A 20,788-nucleotide genomic window follows, 5' to 3' on the forward strand; every position below is an offset into this window, starting at 1 on the left:
GCCGGACGGGCTCAGCGCTTGCGGTTGACCACCTGGGCCGCGCGCAGCACATCGCTGCCGATCTGCGCCTCGTAGTTCTTCCACAGCGGCTTCATCGCGTTGCGCCAGGCCTGGTGCTCCTCGGCGCTGAGGCTGACCAGACGGCTCCTGCCGGCGGCCAGCAGGTGTTCGCGCTCCTTCTGGTTGAGTGCCTCGGCCTCCTTGTTCACCACCAGGGTGACCTCGTCGACGATGCTCTCCAGCTCGGTGCGGGTCTGGTAGGGAATGCCGGTCCAGAACGCCGAACTGGTGATCAGCATGTAGCTGAGCGCGCCATGGTTGGATTCGGTGATATACGGCTGCACGCTGTCGATCTTCTGCCCGGCCAGGTTCGACCAGGTGTTCTCGGTGCCCTGCACGCTGCCGGCCTGCATGGCCTTGAGGGTCTCGGCGTAGGACAGCTGCCTGGCGGTGGCGCCGAGCATGTCGAACTGCGCCTCCAGCACCGACGACGGCTGGATGCGGAACACCAGGCCCTTGGCGTCGCCCGGCTGGCGCAGCTCGCGAGTGGCGGAAAGCTGCTTCATGCCGTTGTTCCAGTAGGCCAGGCCGTAGATCCCGTGCTTGGCCATGGAGCGCAGCAGCTCGCGGCTCTTGTCGCGTTTCTGGAAGCGCTTCAGGGCTTCCAGGTCGTCGAACAGGAACGGCAGGTCGAACACCTGGAGTTGCTTGGTATAGGGTTCGAACTTGGACAGCGAGGTGGCCAGCATCTGCACCTTGTTGGCGCGCAGGGCCTCGATCTCGTCGGCGTCGCCGAACAGCGTCGAGTTGGGGTAGACCTCGACCTTGACCTTGCCCGGCAGGCGCTCCTCGGCGAGCTTCTTGAACAGCAGGGCCCCCCTGCCCTTGGGGGTGTCGTCGGAGACCACGTGGGAGAACTTGATCACGATCGGACCGGTGTCCTCGGCATGGACGGCGGCGGAAACGGCGAACAGTGCGGCAAGCGCCACACCGACAAACGGCTTGAACATCGATGTACCTGTGCGATGGCAACGACGAGCCCCGCGACGGTTCGCACGGGGCTCGCTCGGAAAACGGTTGGGTGACGGTCGCCGCTCGACGTGGCGAAGGCGCCCGTCCAGGCGCTACCGGGTCATGACAGGCGCTATCGAAGCCCCAGCCCGGTTATTATTGGCGTGCCCGGCACGGGTGACTCGTCGGTAAGGAAACGACTAACCAGGGCCGGGTAAAGAATTTTTCGGCATATCCGTGTGCCGCACAAGCTGGAGAACTCCAACCAGCTCTCAGTTTCGACAGATTGTTAATTGACGAGCGGGATTCTCCCGCCGGGAAGCCGATGCCTCTATTCGCGACACCCTTCGCCCAGCTCGACCTGATCCGCCAGCCCGAGCAGGACGGCGAGCCCCTGCAGGCGTTCGACGCTGCCGACGAGTACCTGCTCAATCACCTGTACGAACGGGGCGTGACGGCGCAAAGCCGGATACTGGTGCTCAACGACGCCTTCGGCGCCCTCGCCGCGAGCCTGGCGCCGCACGTTCAGCTCACCAGCAGCGGCGATTCGCACCTGGGCTTCCTTGCCCTGCGCAAGAACCTCGCGCGCAACGGCCTCGACCTGGGCTCGGTGCGCTTCGTCCCGGCCAGCGAAACCGCCGTGGGGCCCTTCGATCACGTGCTGGTCAAGGTGCCGAAGACCCTCGCGTTGCTGGAGGAGCAACTGATCCGCCTGCACGGCCAACTGGCGCCGGGCGCGCAGGTGGTCGCCGCAGGGATGGTCAAGCACCTGCCGCGCGCCGCCGGCGACCTGCTGGAGCGCTACATCGGCCCGATGCATGCCTCGCTGGCGGTGAAGAAGGCCCGCCTGCTGGTCGCCGAAGCGGCGGAGCGCCCGGCGCCGCGCTCGCCCTACCCGACCCGCTACCGCCTGGAGCAACCGCCGCTGACGCTGCTCAACCACGCCAACGTGTTCTGCCGCGAAGGCCTCGACATCGGCACCCGCGCCTTCCTCCCGCACCTGCCGCGCAGCCTCGGCGCGCTGCGCGCGGCCGACCTCGGTTGCGGCAACGGGGTGCTCGGCATCGCCTACGCGCTGCTCAACCCGCAGGCCGAACTGACCCTGGTGGACGAATCGTACATGGCCGTGCAGTCGGCACGGGAGAACTGGCGCGCGGCGCTGGGCGAGCGGCCGGCGGCGTTCCGCGCCGACGATGGCCTGGCCGGCCAGGCGGCGGGCTCGCTGGACCTGGTCCTGTGCAACCCGCCGTTCCACCAGCAGCAGGTGGTTGGCGACTTCCTCGCCTGGCGCATGTTTCTCCAGGCTCGCGATGCCCTGGCGGCGGGCGGCGAACTGTGGATCGTCGGCAACCGCCACCTGGGCTACCACGCCAAGCTCAAGCGGCTGTTCCGCGGGGTCGAGCAGGTCGCGGCGAATCCGAAGTTCGTGATCCTGAAAGCGGGAAAATAGTCAGCCGAGCGCCGCCGGGGTGTCCACGTCGCGGAGTACCCCCGGATCGTCGCACGGCACCTCGCACCAGGCCGGACGATGGGCCTGCAGCACACGGCGCGCGCCCTGGTCGCCGTCCAGTTGCGCAAGCGCGTCCCAGAAAGCGCGGCCGAACAGCACCGGATGGCCGCGCTGGCCGTCGTACAGGGGAAACACGATGGCTTCGGGAGTGGCCATCGCGGCCAGACGCTCGAGGGTATCGGCGGCGATCCAGGGCATGTCGCCGAGCAGGACGGCGATGGCCCGCGCCGGGCTGCTCCCCGCCGCCGCGACGCCGGCGGCCAGGCTGTGGCCCATGCCCAACGACGCGTCGAGGCTGTGGACAAGCCGCTGCTGCGCCGGCAGGCCCAGGCTCGCCGGGGTCTCTCCGGCACGCACCACCACCCGCACCTCGGCGAACGCCTCGCGCGCCCGCGCCACGCTGGCCGCCAGCAGGGTGGTGCCATCAGCCAGGCGCGCCAGGCGCTTGTCGCTGCCGAAGCGGCGCCCCCGCCCGGCCGCCAGGACCAGGCACAGCACCTCGTCGGCAGCGACCATCAGAGCCGCTCGCGCGGAATGCCGTTGCGGATGCGGAGAATGTCCGCCAGCACCGCCAGGGCGATTTCCGCCGGCGTCTTGCTGCCCAGGTTGAGGCCGATCGGCGCGTGGATCCGCGCCAGTTCGGCATCGCCCAGGCCGCCGATGCGCCGCAGGCGCTCGAAGCGTTTCTCCGAGGTCGCCCGCGAGCCCATCACGCCGATATAGAAGGCTTCGGTACGTACCGCCTCGAGCATCGCCAGGTCGTCGATCTTCGGATCATGGGTCAACGCCACCACCGCCGTATCGGCGTGGCAGCCGCCGTCGGCGATGAACAGCGAGGGCAGCTCGCGACGGATCTCGATGCCCTCCAGCACCACGCCGCGCAAGGCTTCTTCGCGCGGGTCGCAGAGGATCACCTCGAAGCCCAGGCCCTTGCCGAACTCGGCGCAGGCATGGGCGACGCTGGAATAGCCGGCCAGCAGCAGGCGCTGGGCGGCGCCGACGCGCAAGCGCACCCGCTCGCCGCCGCGCTCCACCCGGGGGCCATGGCTGGAGTCGTCGCGCAGGCTGCGCGCGCCGCTACCCAGCTCGACCTCGCGCAGCAGGCGGCGCTGGCCAAGCAACGCCGACTCCAGCTCGCGCAGATGGGCCTGGACGTCGCAGTCCGGCGCCAGGTTTTCCACCAGTACGTCGAGAATGCCGCCGCAGGGCAGGCGGATGTTCGAGTTCGGGTCGTCACCCTCGCCGTAGCGCACGATCACCGAGGGCTCGGGGAAACCGCCGGCGGCGACCCGCCCGAGGAAATCATCCTCGACGCAGCCGCCGGACAGCGAGCCGATCCATTCACCGCTGGCGTTCACCGCCAGCAGCGATCCCGGCGCGCGAGGCGCCGAGCCGTAGGTCGTAAGCACGGTACAGAACCACACCCGTTCGCCGCCCACGGACCACTTCAGCGCCTTGCGGACCACCTGTAGATCGAGGTGTTGCACGATTCACTTCACCTTGACGGTATGCGCCGAGGCGCTCTCCGTCTTCAATTGCGCGACCTGTCGGGGACCGAGGTCACCGGGCAATCCGCCCCAGGTCTGGCGCAGGTAGTTGAGCAGGTCCGTGAGTTGCTCGTCGTCGAGTTTCCCGGCGAAGCCGGGCATCGGTTGCATGCGTTCGAAGCCGGTGAACTGCTGTTCGACGATGCCGTCTTCGATCACTCGCAACAGATTACGCGGGTCTTGCAAGCGCAGGGTAGTGTTGCCGTTCATCGCCACCGCGATATGCGGCTTGCCCTCGCCTTCGCCACCGTGGCAGCCGGCGCAGACATTGAGGTACTGCTGGCGACCGCGCTTGCCGCTGTCGTTCAGCTGCGCCTCGGGCAGCGCCTGGACCTCCCTGGCCGGCGGCGGCTGGTCGCCGAGCAGGTAGGTGGCCATGGCCGCCAGGTCGCCGTCGTCGAGGTGCTGGGTACTGTGGTGCACCACCGGGAACATCTCGTTGAACATGCTGCCCTGGGCGCTCATGCCGTGCTTGAGGAAGCTCGCCAGGTCCGGCTGGGTCCAACCGCGCTCGGCGAGGTCGCCGGGCAGCAGGCTGGGCGCCAGGTAGCCGTTGAGCAGGCCGCCGCTCAGGCGCTTGTCCTGCTCCAGGGCACCGGCGAGGTTGCGCGGGGTATGGCACTCGCCGCAGTGGCCGAGCACCTCGACCATGTACTGGCCGCGCTTCCACGCCTCGCTGCGGCCCTCCTCCGGCTGCAAGCGCACGCTCTTGCCGTAGAGCAGGTTCCAGCCGGCCAGCCCCATGCGCACGTTGAACGGGAAGCTCAGGCTGGTCTGCGGCGCCGGCCGGGCGATCGGCTCCTGGGCCATCAGGTAGGCGTAGATGGCGTCGGCATCCTCGCGCTCGATCAGGTGGTACGAGGTGTAGGGCATCGCCGGATAGAGATAGGCGCCGTCCTTGCGCTTGCCCTCGGTGAGGGCGGCGAAGAACTCGTCGGCGCTGTAGGCGCCGATGCCATGTTCCTTGTCCGGAGTGATGTTGGTGCCGTAGATGGTGCCGAACGGCGACTGGATCGGCAGCCCGCCGGCGAACGGCGCGCCGCCCTCGGCGGTATGGCAGGCCATGCAGTCGGCGGCGCGGGCGAGGTATTCGCCGCGCTTGACCAGCGCCGCATCGGCGCCGGCGGAGGAAGCCAGGGACGGCGAGAGCGCGGCCAGCGCCAGGGCGAGGCCGGAAAGGGTGCGCTTCATCCTCAAGCCTCCTTGACCAGGCCGAGTTCGTCGAGCACGTCGCGGGTGGCGCTGTAGTAGCGCACGTAGCCGGTGCAACGGCAGATGTGGTGGCCGAGGCTGTCCTCGATCGCCTGCTCCAGCTCGCTGCGCCTGATCGGCTGGCGCTGGGCTTTTTCCACCAGCACGGTGGCGGCGTTGACGAAGCCCGGCGCGCAATAGCTGCACTGGAAGGCGAACTGGTCGACGAACTTCTGCTGGATCGGGTTCAGCGCGCGGATCTCGCCGTTCTCGTCGCGCTGGGCGTGGCCCTCGATGGTGCGAACCTTCTTGCCGTCGAAGTAGTGCGCACCGGTGATGCAGGTGCGCACTTCCTCGCTGGTGCCGTCCGGGTTGTCGACGATCACCACGCAGGCATGGCAGATGCCCTGGCCACAGCCCAGGCGCGAGCCGGTGAGGTTCTGGTATTCGTGCAGGTAGTCGATCATCGGCAGGTCTTCGGCGACCTCCACCGGACCGACGGCTTGACCGTTGAGGGTCATCTGGAGCTTGCGGTTAGCCATGGAGGGCCTCCTTGATGCGGGCGGGAGTGATGGGCAGGTCGCGGACGCGCTTGCCGGTGGCGTGCGCCACGGCGTTGGCGATGGCGCCGACCACCGGGATCATCACCACCTCGGCGATGCCCTTGGCCGGATCGGTCGGCGACAGCGGCGGCAGGATCTCCGCCGTCTGTTTCCACACCGCCACGTCCTTCGCCCGCGGCAACCGGTAGCGGTTGAAGTTCCAGTCCCCTTCCGCGGGGCCGCCCTCGTAGAGCGGCATTTCCTCCAGCAACGCGTGGCCGATACCCATGGCGATGCCGCCCTCCAGCTGGCCCTTGACCAGTTCCGGCACCAGCACCCGGCCGCACTCGATCCAGGAATGGTGGTCGAGCACCTGCACCTCGCCGCTGCCCTTGTTCACCTTCAGCTCGACCAGGGTCGCCACCGGGCTGTAGTAGGTGACCATCGCGTTGTTCAGCTGGGTCGCCGGATAAGCCGGGTTCTGCCGGTCGAGCAGGTGGAAGCCGGCGCTGTTCATCATCGCCTTCTTCACTCCCGGCGCACCGTCGCCGTACTTCACCGCCATGGCGTCGAGCGGCAGGCGTTCGCGCACGCCATCGATGACGAAGTCCGCCTCGGCCCAGCTCCAGCGGTTGAAGCCGTGGACGCTGACGCCGGTGACCAGGCCCATCTCATGGGCCTTCTTCGCCAGCTCGGCGAAGGGAATCGGCGCCAGGCCGTTGCCGGTCAGTTGGCCGTCGACCCATACCGCGTTTTCGCGACGCACCACGTAAGGGTTGGCCTGGCCGCCGAACGGACCGCTGCGCCACAGTTCCAGGGCCGCCGGCCACAGGCCGTGGTTGAACAGCACACGCGCCGCTTCCCGAGTGGCATGGCTGAAATAGAACGCCGAGTTGGTCGCCGACGACGGCGAGGCCAGCTTGCCGACCCAGCGCGGATCGCGCAGCGCGGCATCCTGCTCGGCCTGGCTCATCAGGTAGGGATTGCCCTTGGTGGTGAGCCGCAGCTCGGGCCATTCGGTCTCGGCGGTCTTCACCTCGTCCGCCGGACGGCCGAGGAAGTCGCCGACCACGAAGGCCTGCGAGGTGGACATCCCGGTACCGATCTCGGTGCCGATGTGGCGCAGGCTGATGCGCCCGTCGGCGCTGAACTCGATGCTCGCCATCGGCGCCTCGGCGCCGGTGCCGAAGTCCTTCTGGCAGATGGCGAAGCCGACCCCGTACCAGTTGTCCGGGTCCTCCGCGTCGAAGCGCTTCTTGCGCGCCTCGCGGTCCTTCCAGACTTCGTGGGCAGCGGCCTTGTCGAGTATCTCGTGCAGGCGCAAGGCACCGGCCGGGACCGCGCCCTGGGTGTTCTTCATGCCCGAGCGCAGGGCATTGCGGCGGCGCAGGTCGATGGCGTCGACGCCCAGCCGGCCGGCGATCTCGTCGACCATCATCTCGGTCGCGGCCATGGTCTGCAGGGTGCCGTAGCCGCGCATCGAACCGGCCTCGACTCCGCGCGAATGGTAGGCGGTGACCGCCAGGTCGTTCTGCGGCATGTAGTAGATCGACTGCGCGGCGGTGGCACCCACCGCCGCCACCGAGGCGCTGTAGTTGGCGCGGCCGCCGCCGTCGGCGCTCATGTCGGCGCGGAAGATGCGGAAGCCGAGGTCGTTCCTGTCCACCGCCAGTTGGTAGCGGATGTCGAACGGGTGGCGCTTGATGCCGCTCTGGAACTGCTCGTAGCGGTCGTTGGCCAGGCGCACCGGCACACCTTCGCCGTACAGCGCGGCGAGCGCGGCGTAGAAGACGAAGATGTTGTTGTCCTTGGAGCCGTAGCCGACGGTGTAGCCCGGATGGATGTTGAGCTTCTCCAGGGCGAAGCGCGACGGCTTGATCATGTGCACGCTTTCGTAGGCGACCTCGAACGGGCACTGGGTGGCGACCACGAAGTGCAAGGTCTTGCTCGCCGCGTCGTACCAGCCGTTGCCGTTGTCCGGCTCCAGCGCCGCCGGCTCGATCGACGGAGTCTTGTAGCGCTCGTCGAAGACCAGCCAGTCCTGCGGCGGGTGTTCCAGTTGCTCGGCCATGCGCTTGGCATGGAACAGGCCCTGCTCGGTGAGGTCGCCGTGCAGCTTCGGCTCGCTGGTCCAGACCGGCTTGCGGTTGAGGATGGTGGGGAACAGCATCGAGTCCTTCAGGCTGGAGAACTCGTCGTCCTCGTAGGGCGTCTTGCCGCCGACCCGGACGAAGCGATAGCTGCCGTAGGGATCGCCCTGGTACAACGGGGCCTGGGCGCCATAGCGGATCGCCTTGTCGTTGAACTTGAGCTTGAGCTTGGCCCGGCGGAAGCGCTCGAAGTCGTTCCAGATCAGGATCGCCACCGGATGGCCGATGAACATCGGCACCTTGCCCGGCGGCAGCAGCGGATCGGGCGAATGCGCCTCGGGGAAGACGATGCCGTCCTTCTCCAGGTCGGCGGCGGTGACGATACGGTCCGGCTGCAACTCGGCGCCCAGCCAGGAAAGGTCGTGGCCTTCGTAGATGCGGTCGGCGCGCACGGTCTTCAGCAGCATGGCGTGGCCCTGCTGCTGAGGCCAGCCGGGCATGTCCCTGGCGCGGATGTCGCGGGCGAACACCTTGTTGCCACAGACCTTGGACAAGGCGTCGTTACGGAAGCGAACCTGGCCGTTGCCCGCCATCCACTGCTGGGCGGCAACGGTCACCTGGTTCTCGAACAAGGCAGCGAAAGCCCGGCTGCCGAGCGGCGCCAGGGTGACGCCCACGCCGGCGATCAACCCGCCCTGGAGAAAGGCGCGCCGGGAGATATCACGGTTGGACATGCAAGTTCCTCTGGGTGGTAAGGGGCCCACCCATGTCGTTATTCAGGCTTGAACAGCTCGCCCGGACGGGCGAGGTGGAGCACGCAGGCGAAAAACCTGACTCGGAAGTTAATTTTAGCGGCAAGTCACGCCCGAGGAAAAGTCCCGCCTGCCGCCGAAAGGCCCCGTGGATACTCGACTTTGGTCGCCCGCAGGGTCCGCGCCCGGGTCTTCGTGCGCTTTTCGAGTTCACCGATTCCGGCAAATGCAACAGCCAGGAGGTAACTGCATGTTACTCTCCGTCCTCCTCCCGCAATGCCCCGATCCAGCATGTCCAGCGAACCCCATTCCCTGCTCCGCCACCGTCCCTTCCTCGCCTTCTGGCTGGCCCGCGTCTGCACCGCAAGCGGTTTCCAGATGCTCACCGTGGCCATCGGCTGGCACATCTACGAACTCACCGGCAACGTCCTCGACCTGGGCCTGGTCGGCCTGGTGGAGTTCCTCCCGCGGGTACTGTTCATGCTGCATACCGGGCACGTCGCCGACCGCTACGACCGGCGCAAGGTCGCCGCCCTCTGCCAGGCCGGCCAGGCCCTGGTGGCGGTGGCGCTGGTGTTCGGCGCGGCCTCCGGAGAGCTGACCCGCAACATGATCTTCGTCCTCGCCTTCGCCCTGGGCAGCGCCCGCTCCTTCGAGATGCCGACCACCCAGGCGCTGTTGCCGAACCTGGTACCGGCCGGGCTGTTCCCGCGCGCGGTGGCCGCTTCGGCCTCGGCGATGCAGGCGGCGACCATCGCCGCCCCGGCCCTCGGCGGCCTGCTCTACGCGTTCGGCGCCGCCTGGGTCTATGTGCCGACAGCCACCCTGTACGTCCTCGCCTGCGCCCTGACGCTCAGCCTGCCGGTGCGCAACCAGCCGCTTTCCCAGGGCAAGGCCACCCTGGACTCGCTGCTCGCCGGGATCCGCTTCATCCGCAGCCGGCCGGACATCTTCGGGGCGATCTCCCTCGACCTGTTCGCCGTGCTCCTCGGCGGCGCCACAGCCCTGCTCCCGGTGTTCGCCAAGGACATCCTGCTCACCGGCCCCTGGGGCCTCGGCCTGCTGCGCTCGGCGCCGGCGGTGGGCGCACTGGCGATGTCGTTCTGGCTGGCGCGCTTCAGCATCGAGCGCAACGTCGGACGGATCATGTTCCTCTCGGTGGGCATCTTCGGCCTGGCGACCATCGCCTTCGGCCTGTCGACGTCGTTCTGGCTGTCCCTCGGCGTGCTGGTGGTGCTCGGTGCCGCCGACATGGTCAGCATGGTCATCCGCGGCGCCTTCGTGCAACTGGAGACTCCCGACCAGATGCGCGGCCGGGTCAGCGCGGTGAACGGCCTGTTCATCGGCGCCTCGAACCAGCTCGGCGAGTTCGAGTCCGGGCTCACCGCACACTGGTTCGGCACGGTGCCGGCGGTGGTCCTCGGCGGGATCGGCACCCTGGTGGTCACCGGTGCGTGGATGAAACTGTTCCCCACCCTGGCGCAACGCGACCGCCTGCACTGAGGCCCGTGCCGTCGCGCGCCGAAGCCTCGGCAGCGGTGTGTCTGCGGATGACGCCCGACCTACCCGTACACCGCTCCTTCTCGACAATTAAGAAAGCCCGGCATCGAGCCGGGCTTTTCTCGCGCCTTGCGGCGTGGTCCGCGGTGTCAGGCGGGGCGCTGCATCTCCCGATGCAGGCGCTCGACGGTGCGCTCGCTACCGTTGTCGGCCAGGCGCAGGTCGGCGCGCCCCAGGTCCTTGTGCAAACGGTCGACGGTCTGTTCGCTGCCGTTCTCGGCCAGGCGCGCCTCGCGGCCGGTCATGTCGCGGTGGAGGCGGTCGACGGTCTGCTCGCTGCCGCTTTCGGCGATCCGGCGTTCTTCCTGGACCCGCGGCGCCTGGGTCTTGCGCAGGCGTTCGAGGGTGCGGTCGGAACCGTCGGAAGCGATCATTTGCTGGGCGCCGCGCAGGGCGACGGACTCGACGCGCGGTGCGGCGAAGGCGGCATTGGCGGCCAGGGTAGCGAGAGCGATGGCGAGGATCAGCGGACGTTTCATGGCGGTGGCTCCAGGTAGTCGTTGCGTGGAGCCATTCTCTGTTCGGGAAAGTCGATTGGAAAACGAAGCACGGCAATAGTCTTTATCGACATTTGAAATAGTCGAAAAAGCCGCTCTAGATCGGAGCCTCAGGAGAAAAACGGTCGTATCGCGAGGAAACTGGCGCTATTGAGGATGTCGATAAGAAAAATCGAAGAAATCGAATGTTTGACAGGATTACTCGGACTAAAGCACGGAGAAGCCCGCAGCCAGGCCCGCCTGGCTGCGGATGAAGGAGACGTTCAGAAACGCGCCACCACGTTGAACAGGACTCGCGTATCGCGCTTGCCGTCGCGCTGGTCGGCCGGCTCACCGATGACCTGGCGGGCGATCTCCGGGTTGAACGACAATTGGTCGGTGAGGTTGAAGCGCACTCCGGCACCTATCGAGCCGAGCTTCTGCTGCTCGTCATCGTCCACGTCGAGGTTGTAGGTCTTGCCCCAGTCGTAGAAAGCGTAGGCCTGGTAGCTGCGCAGCCAGTTGTAGCCCACCGCCTGGCCGTAGCGCGGCTCGATCTTCAGGGCGAAGCCGCGGTCGCCGGTGATGTTGCCGGGCGCGAAGCCACGACCGATGCCGCTGCCGCCGACACCGAAGCGCTCGCTCGGCAGCAATGGGTCGAAGCTGTACTGCCACTGCAACTCGCCGTACACCGACCAGGGCCCGCCGAGGCCCTGCAGGCGGCCGACGTTGCCGTTGAGATAGACGAAGCGGCCGTCGGCCACCTCGCGGGAACGCCGCTCGTCGTCCTTCTTGGTCGCCCCCCACATGTCCAGGCCGATGTTGTTGCGCACCTCCGCCAGGTTGATGCCCATCCAGCGGTCGACCCAGTCGTAGGTCAGGCGCTGCTGGAACACCCGCACGTGGTCACGGCCTGGGTTCGAGGCGTCGCTGGCGAAGTCGCGCAGACGGGTCTCGGTATCCTTCCACTGCAACGCCAGGCCACCGCTCAGGTTCTGCGAGCGCGAGCGGATGAAGGGATGGTTGTAGGCAATGCTGCCTTCGGTGCTCTTGCTGACGCTGTCGAAGGGGAACACCGAGTCCGGGATGTCCGGGTTGACCTTCGAATAGGAGCCCATGATCTGCAGGGTATCGCCGGCGAACATGCCGCCCAGCGGCAGCGTGCCGCGCAACTGGATGTAGCGGGTGGCGTCGCTGAACGGCGAGATCGCGCCGAGCACGTCGATCTGCTCGTAGAAGCCCAGGCGGGAAAACTCGGTGGCGCCGAAGGCCAGGGTGGTCGGATCGGTGTAGTGCGAGCCACGGTTGTCGAGACTGACGAAGCCCTCGTAGCGCTGCTGCTGCAACGCCACGTCGAGGTTCGACGAGCCCAGCGCCTGGCCGGGGCTGAGCACGCTCTGCACGTTCACCCCCGGCAGGTCGCCGACCAGCAGCAGGCCGCGCTCCAGCGTGTCGGCGTCCAGCGGGCGCTTCTCGCTGAGCGGCGCGAGCAGTTCCTCCACCCGCACCCGCGGCCCGTCGACGGTGCCCTTGATCTGCACGTGCTCGAGGTAGCCCTCGATCACCTGCAGGCGCACCTTGCCGCCCTCGATGCTCTGTTCCGGCACCACCACCTGGGTCAGCAGGTAGCCGTCCTGACGGTACTTGGCGGTCAGGCGGTTGGCCAGGTCGACCAGTTCGGCCAGGGAAACCTGCTTGCCGAGCATGTGCTGGTAGTAGGACTCGAGCACCGCCTTGTCGTAGCGGGTATTGCCTTCGATGCGAATCTCGCGCAGTTCGAAGCGGATCTGTTCACTGCCTTGCGGCGCGACCTGCCTGGGTACCACCAGCGGCGCCTCGGGCTTGGCCTGCGGCTCGCTGCGCGGCTTGAAGCGTTCATCGAGCTGGGATGGCTGTACAGTCCCTGGCAACTCCACGGCGGCGGCGGATGCTGCCAGCATCCCGCAGCCACAGAGCGTCACCCAGCGAAGCGTCCATTGCGAAGGTTTCATCATTCACCTCGGGCAAATGACGCGCTATCGCCCGAGGGCGATAGCGCGCACTGCGAAAAGGGTTAGAAGTTCAGAGGCTTGTTGAAGCAGCTCCAGTAGTCGGCCAGGTAGCTCTGGTTCGAGCAGCCCGCCCCACTCTCCGCCTCTGCCCGCAGCGGACGATCGGTGAACTGGCCCACCCGCTTGGCGCTGGCGTCCTCGGCCGGACCCGCGGCGGTCGCCGGCAGCAGGTTCGGGTCGCTGACGTCCATCCCCAGAGCGTAGGCACGCAGGAAGGGATTTTCGAGGAACGGGTTTTCCAGCGTGGTGGTGCGGTAGACCGCGTCCCCGGGGGTATCCGGATCGCGCCCTTTCTGCAGTTCGCGCAGATCGGAGAACGCCGCCAGTTGGCCCAGGTCGCCCGGATTGACCGGCAGCGGCAGGATGCTCAGCAGGTTGCCCTGGTAGTTGAGCTGATAGTTGCCGCTGGTAAGCGCGAGCCCGCCCTGGAGGATGTCGTACTGGCCGACCGCCTCGCCGCCCATCCGACCGAGTCCACCGGCGAGCACCTGGCCGGCACTGTCGCCATTCTTCAGGCCGCTCACCTGGTAGGTCAGCGCCGGGTCGACGCTGCCGACCTGCTTGCTCTTGGCGTCGGCGAATACGTTGAGCAGCGCCTTGGTGATGGTCAGGTCATTGCCCTGGTAGGCCAGGTCATAGTTGCCGCTGGTCAGCACCAGGCCGCCCTGGTTGATGCCATACACGCCCACGTTCTCGCCCGCGGCACGGTTCAGCCCGCCGGTGAGGATCGCGCCTGCACTGTCGCCGTTCTTCAGACCGCTGACCTGGTAGGTCAGGCTCGGGTCGGCATCGCCGTAGACCTTGGTCTTGGCGTCGGCGATCACGTTCAGCAGCGCCTTGGTGATGGTCAGGTCATTGCCCTGGTAGGCCAGGTCGTAGTTGCCGCTGTTCAGTGCCAGGTCGCCCTGGTTGATGCCGTACACACCCACGTTCTCGCCCGCGGCACGGTTCAGCCCGCCGGTGAGGATCGCGCCTGCGCTGTCGCCGTTCTTCAGCCCGCTGACCTGGTAGGTCAGGCTCGGGTCGGCATCGCCGTAGACCTTGGTCTTGGCGTCGGCGATCACGTTCAGCAGCGCCTTGGTGATGGTCAGGTTATTGCCCTGATAGCTCAGGTCGTAGTTGCCGCTGTTCAGTGCCAGGTCGCCCTGGTTGATGCCGTACACACCCACGTTCTCGCCCGCGGCACGGTTCAGCCCGCCGGTCAGGATCGAACCGGCGCTGTCGCCGTTCTTCAGCCCGCTGACCTGGTAGGTCAGGCTCGGGTCGGCATCGCCGTAGACCTTGGTCTTGGCGTCGGCGATCACGTTCAGCAGCGCCTTGGTGATGGTCAGGTTGTTGCCCTGGTAGGCCAGGTCGTAGTTGCCGCTGTTCAATGCCAGGTCGCCCTGGTTGATGCCGTACACGCCCACGTTCTCGCCCGCGGCACGGTTCAGCCCGCCGGTGAGGATCGCGCCTGCGCTGTCGCCGTTCTTCAGACCGCTGACCTGGTAGGTCAGGCTCGGGTCGGCGTCGCCGTAGACCTTGGTCTTGGCGTCGGCGATCACGTTCAGCAGCGCCTTGGTGATGGTCAGGTTGTTGCCCTGGTAGGCCAGGTCGTAGTTGCCGCTGTTCAATGCCAGGTCGCCCTGGTTGATGCCGTACACGCCCACGTTCTCGCCCGCGGCACGGTTCAGCCCGCCGGTGAGGATCGCGCCTGCGCTGTCGCCGTTCTTCAGACCGCTGACCTGGTAGGTCAGGCTCGGGTCGGCGTCGCCGTAGACCTTGGTCTTGGCGTCGGCGATCACGTTCAGCAGCGCCTTGGTGATGGTCAGGTCATTGCCCTGGTAGGCCAGGTCGTAGTTGCCGCTGTTCAATGCCAGGTCGCCCTGGTTGATGCCGTACACGCCCACGTTCTCGCCCGCGGCGCGGTTCAGGCCACCGGTCAGGATCGAACCGGCGCTGTCGCCATTCTTCAGCCCGCTGACCCGGTAGGTCAGGCTCGGATCGGCGTCGCCGTAGACCTTGGTCTTGGCGTCGGCGATCACGTTCAGCAGCGCCTTGGTGATGGTCAGGTTGTTGCCCTGATAGCTCAGGTCGTAGTTGCCGCTGTTCAGTGCCAGGTCGCCCTGGTTTATGCCGTAGGTGCCGACATTTTCACCGGCAACTCGACTCAGGCTACCGCCGTTGAGCACGGCGCCGGCGGTGTCGCCGTTCTTCAGCCCAGACACTTGGTAGGTCAGCGCCGGATCGGCATCGCCATAGACCTTGGTCTTGGCATCGGCGATCACGTTCAGCAGCGCCTTGGTGATGGTCAGGTTGTTGCCCTGGTAGGCCAGGTCGTAGTTGCCGCTGTTCAATGCCAGGTCGCCCTGGTTGATGCCGTACACGCCCACGTTCTCGCCCGCGGCACGGTTCAGCCCGCCGGTGAGGATCGCGCCGGCGCTGTCGCCGTTCTTCAGGCCGCTGACCTGATAGGTCAGGCTCGGGTCGGCGTCGCCGTAGACCTTGGTCTTGGCGTCGGCGATCACGTTCAGCAGCGCCTTGGTGATGGTCAGGTTATTGCCCTGATAGCTCAGGTCGTAGTTGCCGCTGTTCAGTGCCAGGTCGCCCTGGTTGATGCCGTACACGCCCACGTTCTCGCCCGCGGCGCGGTTCAGCCCGCCGGTCAGGATCGCGCCGGCGCTGTCGCCGTTCTTCAGGCCGCTGACCTGATAGGTCAGGCTCGGGTCGGCGTCGCCGTAGACCTTGGTCTTGGCGTCGGCGATCACGTTCAGCAGCGCCTTGGTGATGGTCAGGTTATTGCCCTGATAGCTCAGGTCGTAGTTGCCGCTGTTCAGTGCCAGGTCGCCCTGGTTGATGCCGTACACGCCCACGTTCTCGCCCGCGGCGCGGTTCAGCCCGCCGGTCAGGATCGAACCGGCGCTGTCGCCGTTCTTCAGACCGCTGACCTGGTAGGTCAGGCTCGGGTCGGCATCGCCGTAGACCTTGGTCTTGGCGTCGGCGATCACGTTCAGCAGCGCCTTGGTGATGGTCAGGTTGTTGCCCTGGTAGGCCAGGTCGTAGTTGCCGCTGTTCAATGCCAGGTCGCCCTGGTTGATGCCGTACACGCCCACGTTCTCGCCCGCGGCACGGTTCAGCCCGCCGGTGAGGATCGCGCCGGCGCTATCGCCGTTCTTCAGCCCGCTGACCTGGTAGGTCAGGCTCGGGTCGGCGTCGCCGTAGACCTTGGTCTTGGCGTCGGCGATCACGTTCAGCAGCGCCTTGGTGATGGTCAGGTTATTGCCCTGGTAGGCCAGGTCGTAGTTGCCGCTGTTCAATGCCAGGTCGCCCTGGTTGATGCCGTACACGCCCACGTTCTCGCCCGCGGCACGGTTCAGCCCGCCGGTGAGGATCGCGCCGGCGCTATCGCCGTTCTTCAGCCCGCTGACCTGGTAGGTCAGGCTCGGGTCGGCATCGCCGTAGACCTTGGTCTTGGCGTCGGCGATCACGTTCAGCAGCGCCTTGGTGATGGTCAGGTCGTTGCCCTGGTAATTCAGCGTGTAGTTGCTGCTGACCAGGCCCAGGCCGCCCTGGTTGATGCCATAGACCCCGACGTTCTCGCCCGCCACGCGACTCAGGCTGCCGCCATTGAGCACCGCGCCGGCGGTATCGCCGCGCTTCAGGCCGGAGACCTGGTAGGTGAGGGTCGGATCCAGGTCGCCGTACACCTTGGTCTTGGCGTCGGCGATCACGTTCAGTTGCGCCGGCGTGATGCGCAGGTCGTTGCCGACGTAGCTCAGGGTGTAGTTGGCGGTATTGAGGCCCAGCCCGCCCTGGAGAATCCCGTAGTTGCCGACGTTCTCGCCGGCCACCCGGCCCAGGTTGCCGGTCAGCACGCTACCCGCGGTGTCGCCGTTCTTCAGACCGCTGACCTGATAGGTCAGGCTCGGATCGGCGTCGCCATAGACCTTGCTCCTGGCGTCGGCGCTGACGATCAGTTGCGCCGGGGTGACCGTCAGCTTGCCGTCCTGGCGTACCAGCTGGTAGCGCTGGCTGAAGTATTCGCTGCCGTTGGCATTGCCGGTGATCGCGTATTGCCCGACGTTCGACGCCTGGGTCGCAGTGGTGCTGGCGGTCACCTGGTAGAGGTCGTTGAACTGGCTGTTGACATAGGCATCGATGGCATTGATGCCGGACATGGTCGCCGTCAGCGCCGGGTTGGCATCGCCGTAGACGCGGCTGGCATCGCCGGCGGTCAGGGTGGCGGTCTGCTGGCGCGAGAGAATGTCGCCAGCGGTGGTAGTGGTCTTGAACATTTCCACCTGGGCGCGCTCGGCAAAGCTGCCGAATGGCCCCTCGCGCATGAACAGGTCGAGGCGGGTGTCGACGCGGCTGGTCTTGCCGCCCAGGCCGAAGATCAGTTCCTCGGTCAGGCCGGTGCCGACGTCGTACTGCAACTCGTCAGTCACCCCGATCACCCCGCCGAAGCCCTTCACGCCCCAACTGGTGCCCCAGTTGCCGGCCCAGGTGGTGACGCTGCCGTTGCCGGCGGCGACGGTGAAGCCGCTGGGCGTGCCGCCGGTCGGCGTGGCCGTGACGTCGCTGCCGTTGACCCGGTAGCGCAGGTTGGTCACCAGGTAATCCGACGAGTCGTTGGTCGGGAAGCTGGCGGAGCCGCTGACCCGGCGGTAGGGCAGCGCGGTGAAGACCAGGCGGTCGAACTCGCTGTTGCCGTCGGCGGTCAGGGTGTAGTTGCCGGTGGTGCCTCTGCTGTTGGCCTCGAGGACCCGGGTACCGACGCTGGAGACGATGTTCTGCGCGGTGCCGGTCATGCTCTGGCTGGCGATGAACGGATCGAACACCGTGCCGCTGGTGGTCACACCGGTGGAGTTGCTCTGCCGGTACTTCAACGCGCCATTGAAGGTCTGCAGCGCCAGGTTGCCGGCGTAGTTGTCCCAGGAACCGAGATCGATGCTGCCGGCACGACCGGCCAGGTTGGCGGCGATCAGCGCGGTACCGGCCTGCTGGCTGATCTTGCCGGTGGTGCTGGTCTGCATCCACAGGGTGCCGCTGCCAAGGTCGACGATGCCACTGGTCTGCGGGGTGCCACCGCTGAGGAAGTTGATATTGCCGCCGGCGCGGATCGCCAGGCTGCCGTTGCGGAACAGGATCGGCGCGGAGATGTCCACCGCGCCGGCCGGGCCGGTGGCGATCAGCTCCAGGCCACGGCTGGCGCCGCCCAGGTTGTTGGTGATCAGCGGCGCCTCGACCGACAGCCGGTCGCTGGCGCTGAGGGTAACCCGGCCGCCGGCCAGCGCGCCGGTGACCACCGAGGCATTGACCGTCGCGTTGCCGCTGGCGCCATTGGCTCCCCCGACCGAGCCGGAGGTGCCGCCGGAGGCGACGATGCGCAGGGTGGTCGGGTCGAGCAGCCAGGTGCCGCCGTTGCCGTAGGGTGCCGCGACGCTGACGTAGGCGCTGTCGGCGATGCTCAGGTTGACCTTGCCGGAGGTTTCCACCAGGCCGCCGTTGCCGCCCTGGGCACCGCCCCGGGCGAGGATCCGCCCGTCCATGCGGGTATTGCCGTCCGACCAGACCACGGCGAGGCCGCCGTTGCCCTTGCCGGTTGCGGAAACGTCGATGCTGGAGCCCTTGTCCAGCGTGGTGTTCTTCGCCCGGGGCAGTTCGCCGCGGCCCTGGAAGTCGCCGCCGATGCGTACGCTGCCACCCTGGGCGGCGCCGCGCGCATCGACGCTGGCGCTGCTCGCCAGGACCACCTGCTGGCCGCTGACCAGCACGTCGCCACCATTCTTCGGTCCGCTGACGTCGATCTTGCCGGCGACCTGGATGTCCCCGGACTTGCTCACCAGCGCCACGCTGCCCTCGCGCACCTCGGTGCCGCGGGCGAGGATCACGCCGGACAGGTTGACCGCGTTATCGACCACCCGCGAGGCCTGCTCGGCGGTGATCAGCACGCTGCCGCCATCGGCCTGGATGGCCCCGCCGTTGCTGACCAGCGCCTGGGCATCCTGCGGCTTGCGGGTGACCGGGTCGGTCACCGCGATCGACACCAGGCCGTCGCCGTAGAGGTCGATGGTGGCGGCGTTGCCGGCGGCCATCGCCACGGTGCCGAGGCGCGCGTTGATCACGCCGTTGTTGGCCACCGACGGCGCGACGAAGGCCGCCAGGCCTTTCTCGGCGACGCTGATGCTGCCGTCGTTGACGATCCGCGCATTGGGGTTGCCGGGCTGGTCGAAGATCAGCTTGCCCTGGCGGAAGTGTTCGTCGCTGATGTTCGCCGTGGTGGTGATCAGGGAGCCGACGTCGACCTTGGCCGTGCCGCTGAATACCACGCCGTTGGAGTTGTAGATGATCACCTGCCCGGGCGCCGAGATGCGCCCGGCGATCACGCTTTCCTGGCCGGCGGTGACCCGGTTCAGGGTCGACGAGGTCACCCCGGGTTGGTTGAAGCGCACCGCTTCGTCGGCGGACACGTCGAAGCCCTTCCAGTTGATGATCGCGCGCTGGGTGCTCTGGTCGATCAGCGTGGTCTTGCCCTGCTGGCTGATCTTGATCTCGTTGGGGTTGAACTGGGCACCGGTGGGCGCCGCCATGGCCGCATTGATACTGGCGATGGCGAACATCAGGGTGCTGCTGGCGGCGAGGACGAAACGACCCTCCCTACCGGCTTTCGAAGTGGTGCGCTTGTCGCGCTGGTTATCCGGACGGACCATGAAAATCTCCCTATCTACGTGGCGCACGTCAGTTTTCCAGCACTTCATTTCGTCAGTTAAATGACGAAAATCTGAGAAGTAATTCACATGGCGCCCTATGTGCCAAAAAAATGCCTTCCAGATCAAAAAATGTCCACTTGAAAGGGCGACCGTTCGTCGGAGTGACTCAAAAATGACACTACGAAGGTTAAATATGTAACAACGTCAAAAAACCGACAATACTTTCGAGATAATCACTGTCAAGAAAACCGGAAAGCCCGCCTGGCGCGGGGGTTTGCTAGGCTAGGCAGCCTTCGCTCGCTGCCGCCAAGGACCTTCCATGAGCCATTCCCTGCGCGCCGTCTTCCTCGACCACGCCTCCCTCGACCTCGGCGACCTCGACATGCGCGCCCTGCATGCCGCGTTCGACGAACTCATGCTGTACCCCTCCAGCCAGCCGCAGGAAGTCGCCGGGCGACTGCACGGGGCGCAGGTGGCAATCAGCAACAAGGCGCCCATCGATGCGCAATGCCTGGCCGCCAATCCCGAACTGCGGCTGATCCTGGTCAGCGCCACCGGCACCAACAACATCGATCTCGCCGCCGCCCGCGAGCGCGAGATCGTCGTCGCCAACTGCCATGGCTACGGCACGCCGTCGGTGGCCCAGCACACCCTCGCGCTGCTGCTGGCGCTGGCCACCCGGCTGCCGGACTACCAGCAGGCGATACGCGCCGGACACTGGCAGCAGGCCAGCCAGTTCTGCCTGCTGGACTTCCCCATTGTCGAACTGGAAGGCAAGACCCTCGGCCTGCTCGGCCACGGCGAACTGGGCGGCGCGGTGGCGCGGCTGGCGGAAGCCTTCGGCATGCGCGTGCTGCTCGGCCAGTTGCCAGGGCGGCCGGCCCGGGCGGACCGGCTGCCGCTTGGCGAACTCCTGCCGCGGGTCGACGCCCTGACCCTGCACTGTCCCCTGACCGAGGCTACCCGCGGCATGCTCGGCGCCGCCGAACTGGCGCTGATGAAGCCCGGCGCGTTCCTGGTCAATACCGCCCGTGGCGGACTGGTCGACGAACAGGCGCTGGCCGACGCGCTACGCGGCGGACACCTGGGCGGCGCCGCCACCGACGTGCTCAGCGTCGAGCCGCCGCGAAACGGCAATCCGCTGCTGGCACCGGACATCCCGCGGCTGATCGTCACCCCGCACAACGCCTGGGGCAGCCGCGAGGCGCGGCAACGCATCGTCGGCCAGTTGGCGGAAAACGCCGAGGCCTGGAAGGCCGGTCGTGCGCTGCGGGTGGTGAATGCCGGCTGAAACGGGCAGAGGAAACCCGGCACGGATGAACGGCAGTCATCGCCGATAATCCAGGCGGGTATGCCAGGCCCAAGC

Annotated in this window: 12 protein-coding genes; 3 read left to right on the plus strand and 9 right to left on the minus strand. The window is 67.1% G+C overall.

Features of this window, described 5'->3' with window-relative positions; genetic code table 11:
* Nucleotides 1–11: 11 nt before the first annotated feature.
* Nucleotides 12–1,010, minus strand: a complete 999-nt coding sequence (locus PSPA7_RS25085; RefSeq protein ID WP_003153072.1) for a DctP family TRAP transporter solute-binding subunit — start codon at nucleotides 1,008–1,010, stop codon at nucleotides 12–14.
* A 326-nt stretch (nucleotides 1,011–1,336) separates the two neighbouring features.
* Between PSPA7_RS25085 and PSPA7_RS25090 the strand changes: the two genes are divergently transcribed.
* On the plus strand, nucleotides 1,337–2,461 hold the full coding sequence (locus tag PSPA7_RS25090) for a methyltransferase (RefSeq protein WP_003153074.1): 1,125 nt from the start codon (nucleotides 1,337–1,339) through the stop codon (nucleotides 2,459–2,461).
* On the opposite strand, the gene PSPA7_RS25095 is transcribed toward PSPA7_RS25090, so the two are convergent.
* From PSPA7_RS25095 to PSPA7_RS25115, 5 genes are read right to left on the minus strand one after another with little or no spacing between them, the layout of a single operon-like run.
* Entirely contained in the window at nucleotides 2,462–3,037 is a 576-nt protein-coding gene (locus PSPA7_RS25095; RefSeq protein WP_012077351.1) for a nucleotidyltransferase family protein, read from the minus strand.
* A complete protein-coding gene (locus PSPA7_RS25100; RefSeq protein ID WP_012077352.1) occupies nucleotides 3,037–4,008 on the minus strand; it encodes an XdhC family protein in 972 nt (323 codons plus the stop codon). The genes PSPA7_RS25095 and PSPA7_RS25100 overlap by 1 nt, the downstream gene beginning before the upstream one ends.
* A 3-nt stretch (nucleotides 4,009–4,011) precedes the next feature.
* Nucleotides 4,012–5,259: a cytochrome c gene (locus PSPA7_RS25105; RefSeq protein ID WP_012077353.1), complete on the minus strand. Its 1,248-nt coding sequence runs from the start codon at nucleotides 5,257–5,259 to the stop codon at nucleotides 4,012–4,014.
* 2 nt (nucleotides 5,260–5,261) lie between these two features.
* Nucleotides 5,262–5,801, minus strand: a complete 540-nt coding sequence (locus PSPA7_RS25110) for a (2Fe-2S)-binding protein (RefSeq protein WP_003153422.1) — start codon at nucleotides 5,799–5,801, stop codon at nucleotides 5,262–5,264.
* The gene (locus PSPA7_RS25115) at nucleotides 5,794–8,625 is read right to left on the minus strand and encodes a xanthine dehydrogenase family protein molybdopterin-binding subunit (RefSeq protein ID WP_012077354.1); all 2,832 of its coding nucleotides are present in this window, start codon (nucleotides 8,623–8,625) and stop codon (nucleotides 5,794–5,796) included. The genes PSPA7_RS25110 and PSPA7_RS25115 overlap by 8 nt, the downstream gene beginning before the upstream one ends.
* Before the next feature lie 309 nt (nucleotides 8,626–8,934).
* Here PSPA7_RS25115 and PSPA7_RS25120 point away from each other — a divergent pair, with 309 nt between their 5' ends.
* Nucleotides 8,935–10,146 (plus strand): MFS transporter, encoded by a 1,212-nt coding sequence (locus PSPA7_RS25120; RefSeq protein ID WP_012077356.1) that lies wholly within the window; start codon nucleotides 8,935–8,937, stop codon nucleotides 10,144–10,146.
* A 146-nt stretch (nucleotides 10,147–10,292) separates the two neighbouring features.
* Here the strand turns inward: PSPA7_RS25120 and PSPA7_RS25125 are convergent, their stop codons facing one another.
* The 3 genes from PSPA7_RS25125 to PSPA7_RS25135 all read right to left on the minus strand — a co-directional run bounded on the left by PSPA7_RS25125 (nucleotide 10,293) and on the right by PSPA7_RS25135 (nucleotide 19,422).
* A complete protein-coding gene (locus tag PSPA7_RS25125; RefSeq protein ID WP_012077357.1) occupies nucleotides 10,293–10,682 on the minus strand; it encodes a hypothetical protein in 390 nt (129 codons plus the stop codon).
* 281 nt (nucleotides 10,683–10,963) lie between these two features.
* Nucleotides 10,964–12,670 (minus strand): two-partner secretion system transporter CdrB, encoded by a 1,707-nt coding sequence (gene cdrB, locus PSPA7_RS25130; RefSeq protein WP_012077358.1) that lies wholly within the window; start codon nucleotides 12,668–12,670, stop codon nucleotides 10,964–10,966.
* 62 nt (nucleotides 12,671–12,732) lie between these two features.
* On the minus strand, nucleotides 12,733–19,422 hold the full coding sequence (locus PSPA7_RS25135) for an MBG domain-containing protein (protein ID WP_041025412.1): 6,690 nt from the start codon (nucleotides 19,420–19,422) through the stop codon (nucleotides 12,733–12,735).
* A gap of 319 nt (nucleotides 19,423–19,741) precedes the next feature.
* Between PSPA7_RS25135 and PSPA7_RS25140 the strand changes: the two genes are divergently transcribed.
* A complete protein-coding gene (locus tag PSPA7_RS25140; protein WP_012077360.1) occupies nucleotides 19,742–20,713 on the plus strand; it encodes a 2-hydroxyacid dehydrogenase in 972 nt (323 codons plus the stop codon).
* Nucleotides 20,714–20,788 lie beyond the last annotated feature (75 nt).

Source organism: Pseudomonas paraeruginosa PA7 (assembly GCF_000017205.1).
Taxonomy (GTDB): Bacteria; Pseudomonadota; Gammaproteobacteria; order Pseudomonadales; family Pseudomonadaceae; genus Pseudomonas; species Pseudomonas paraeruginosa.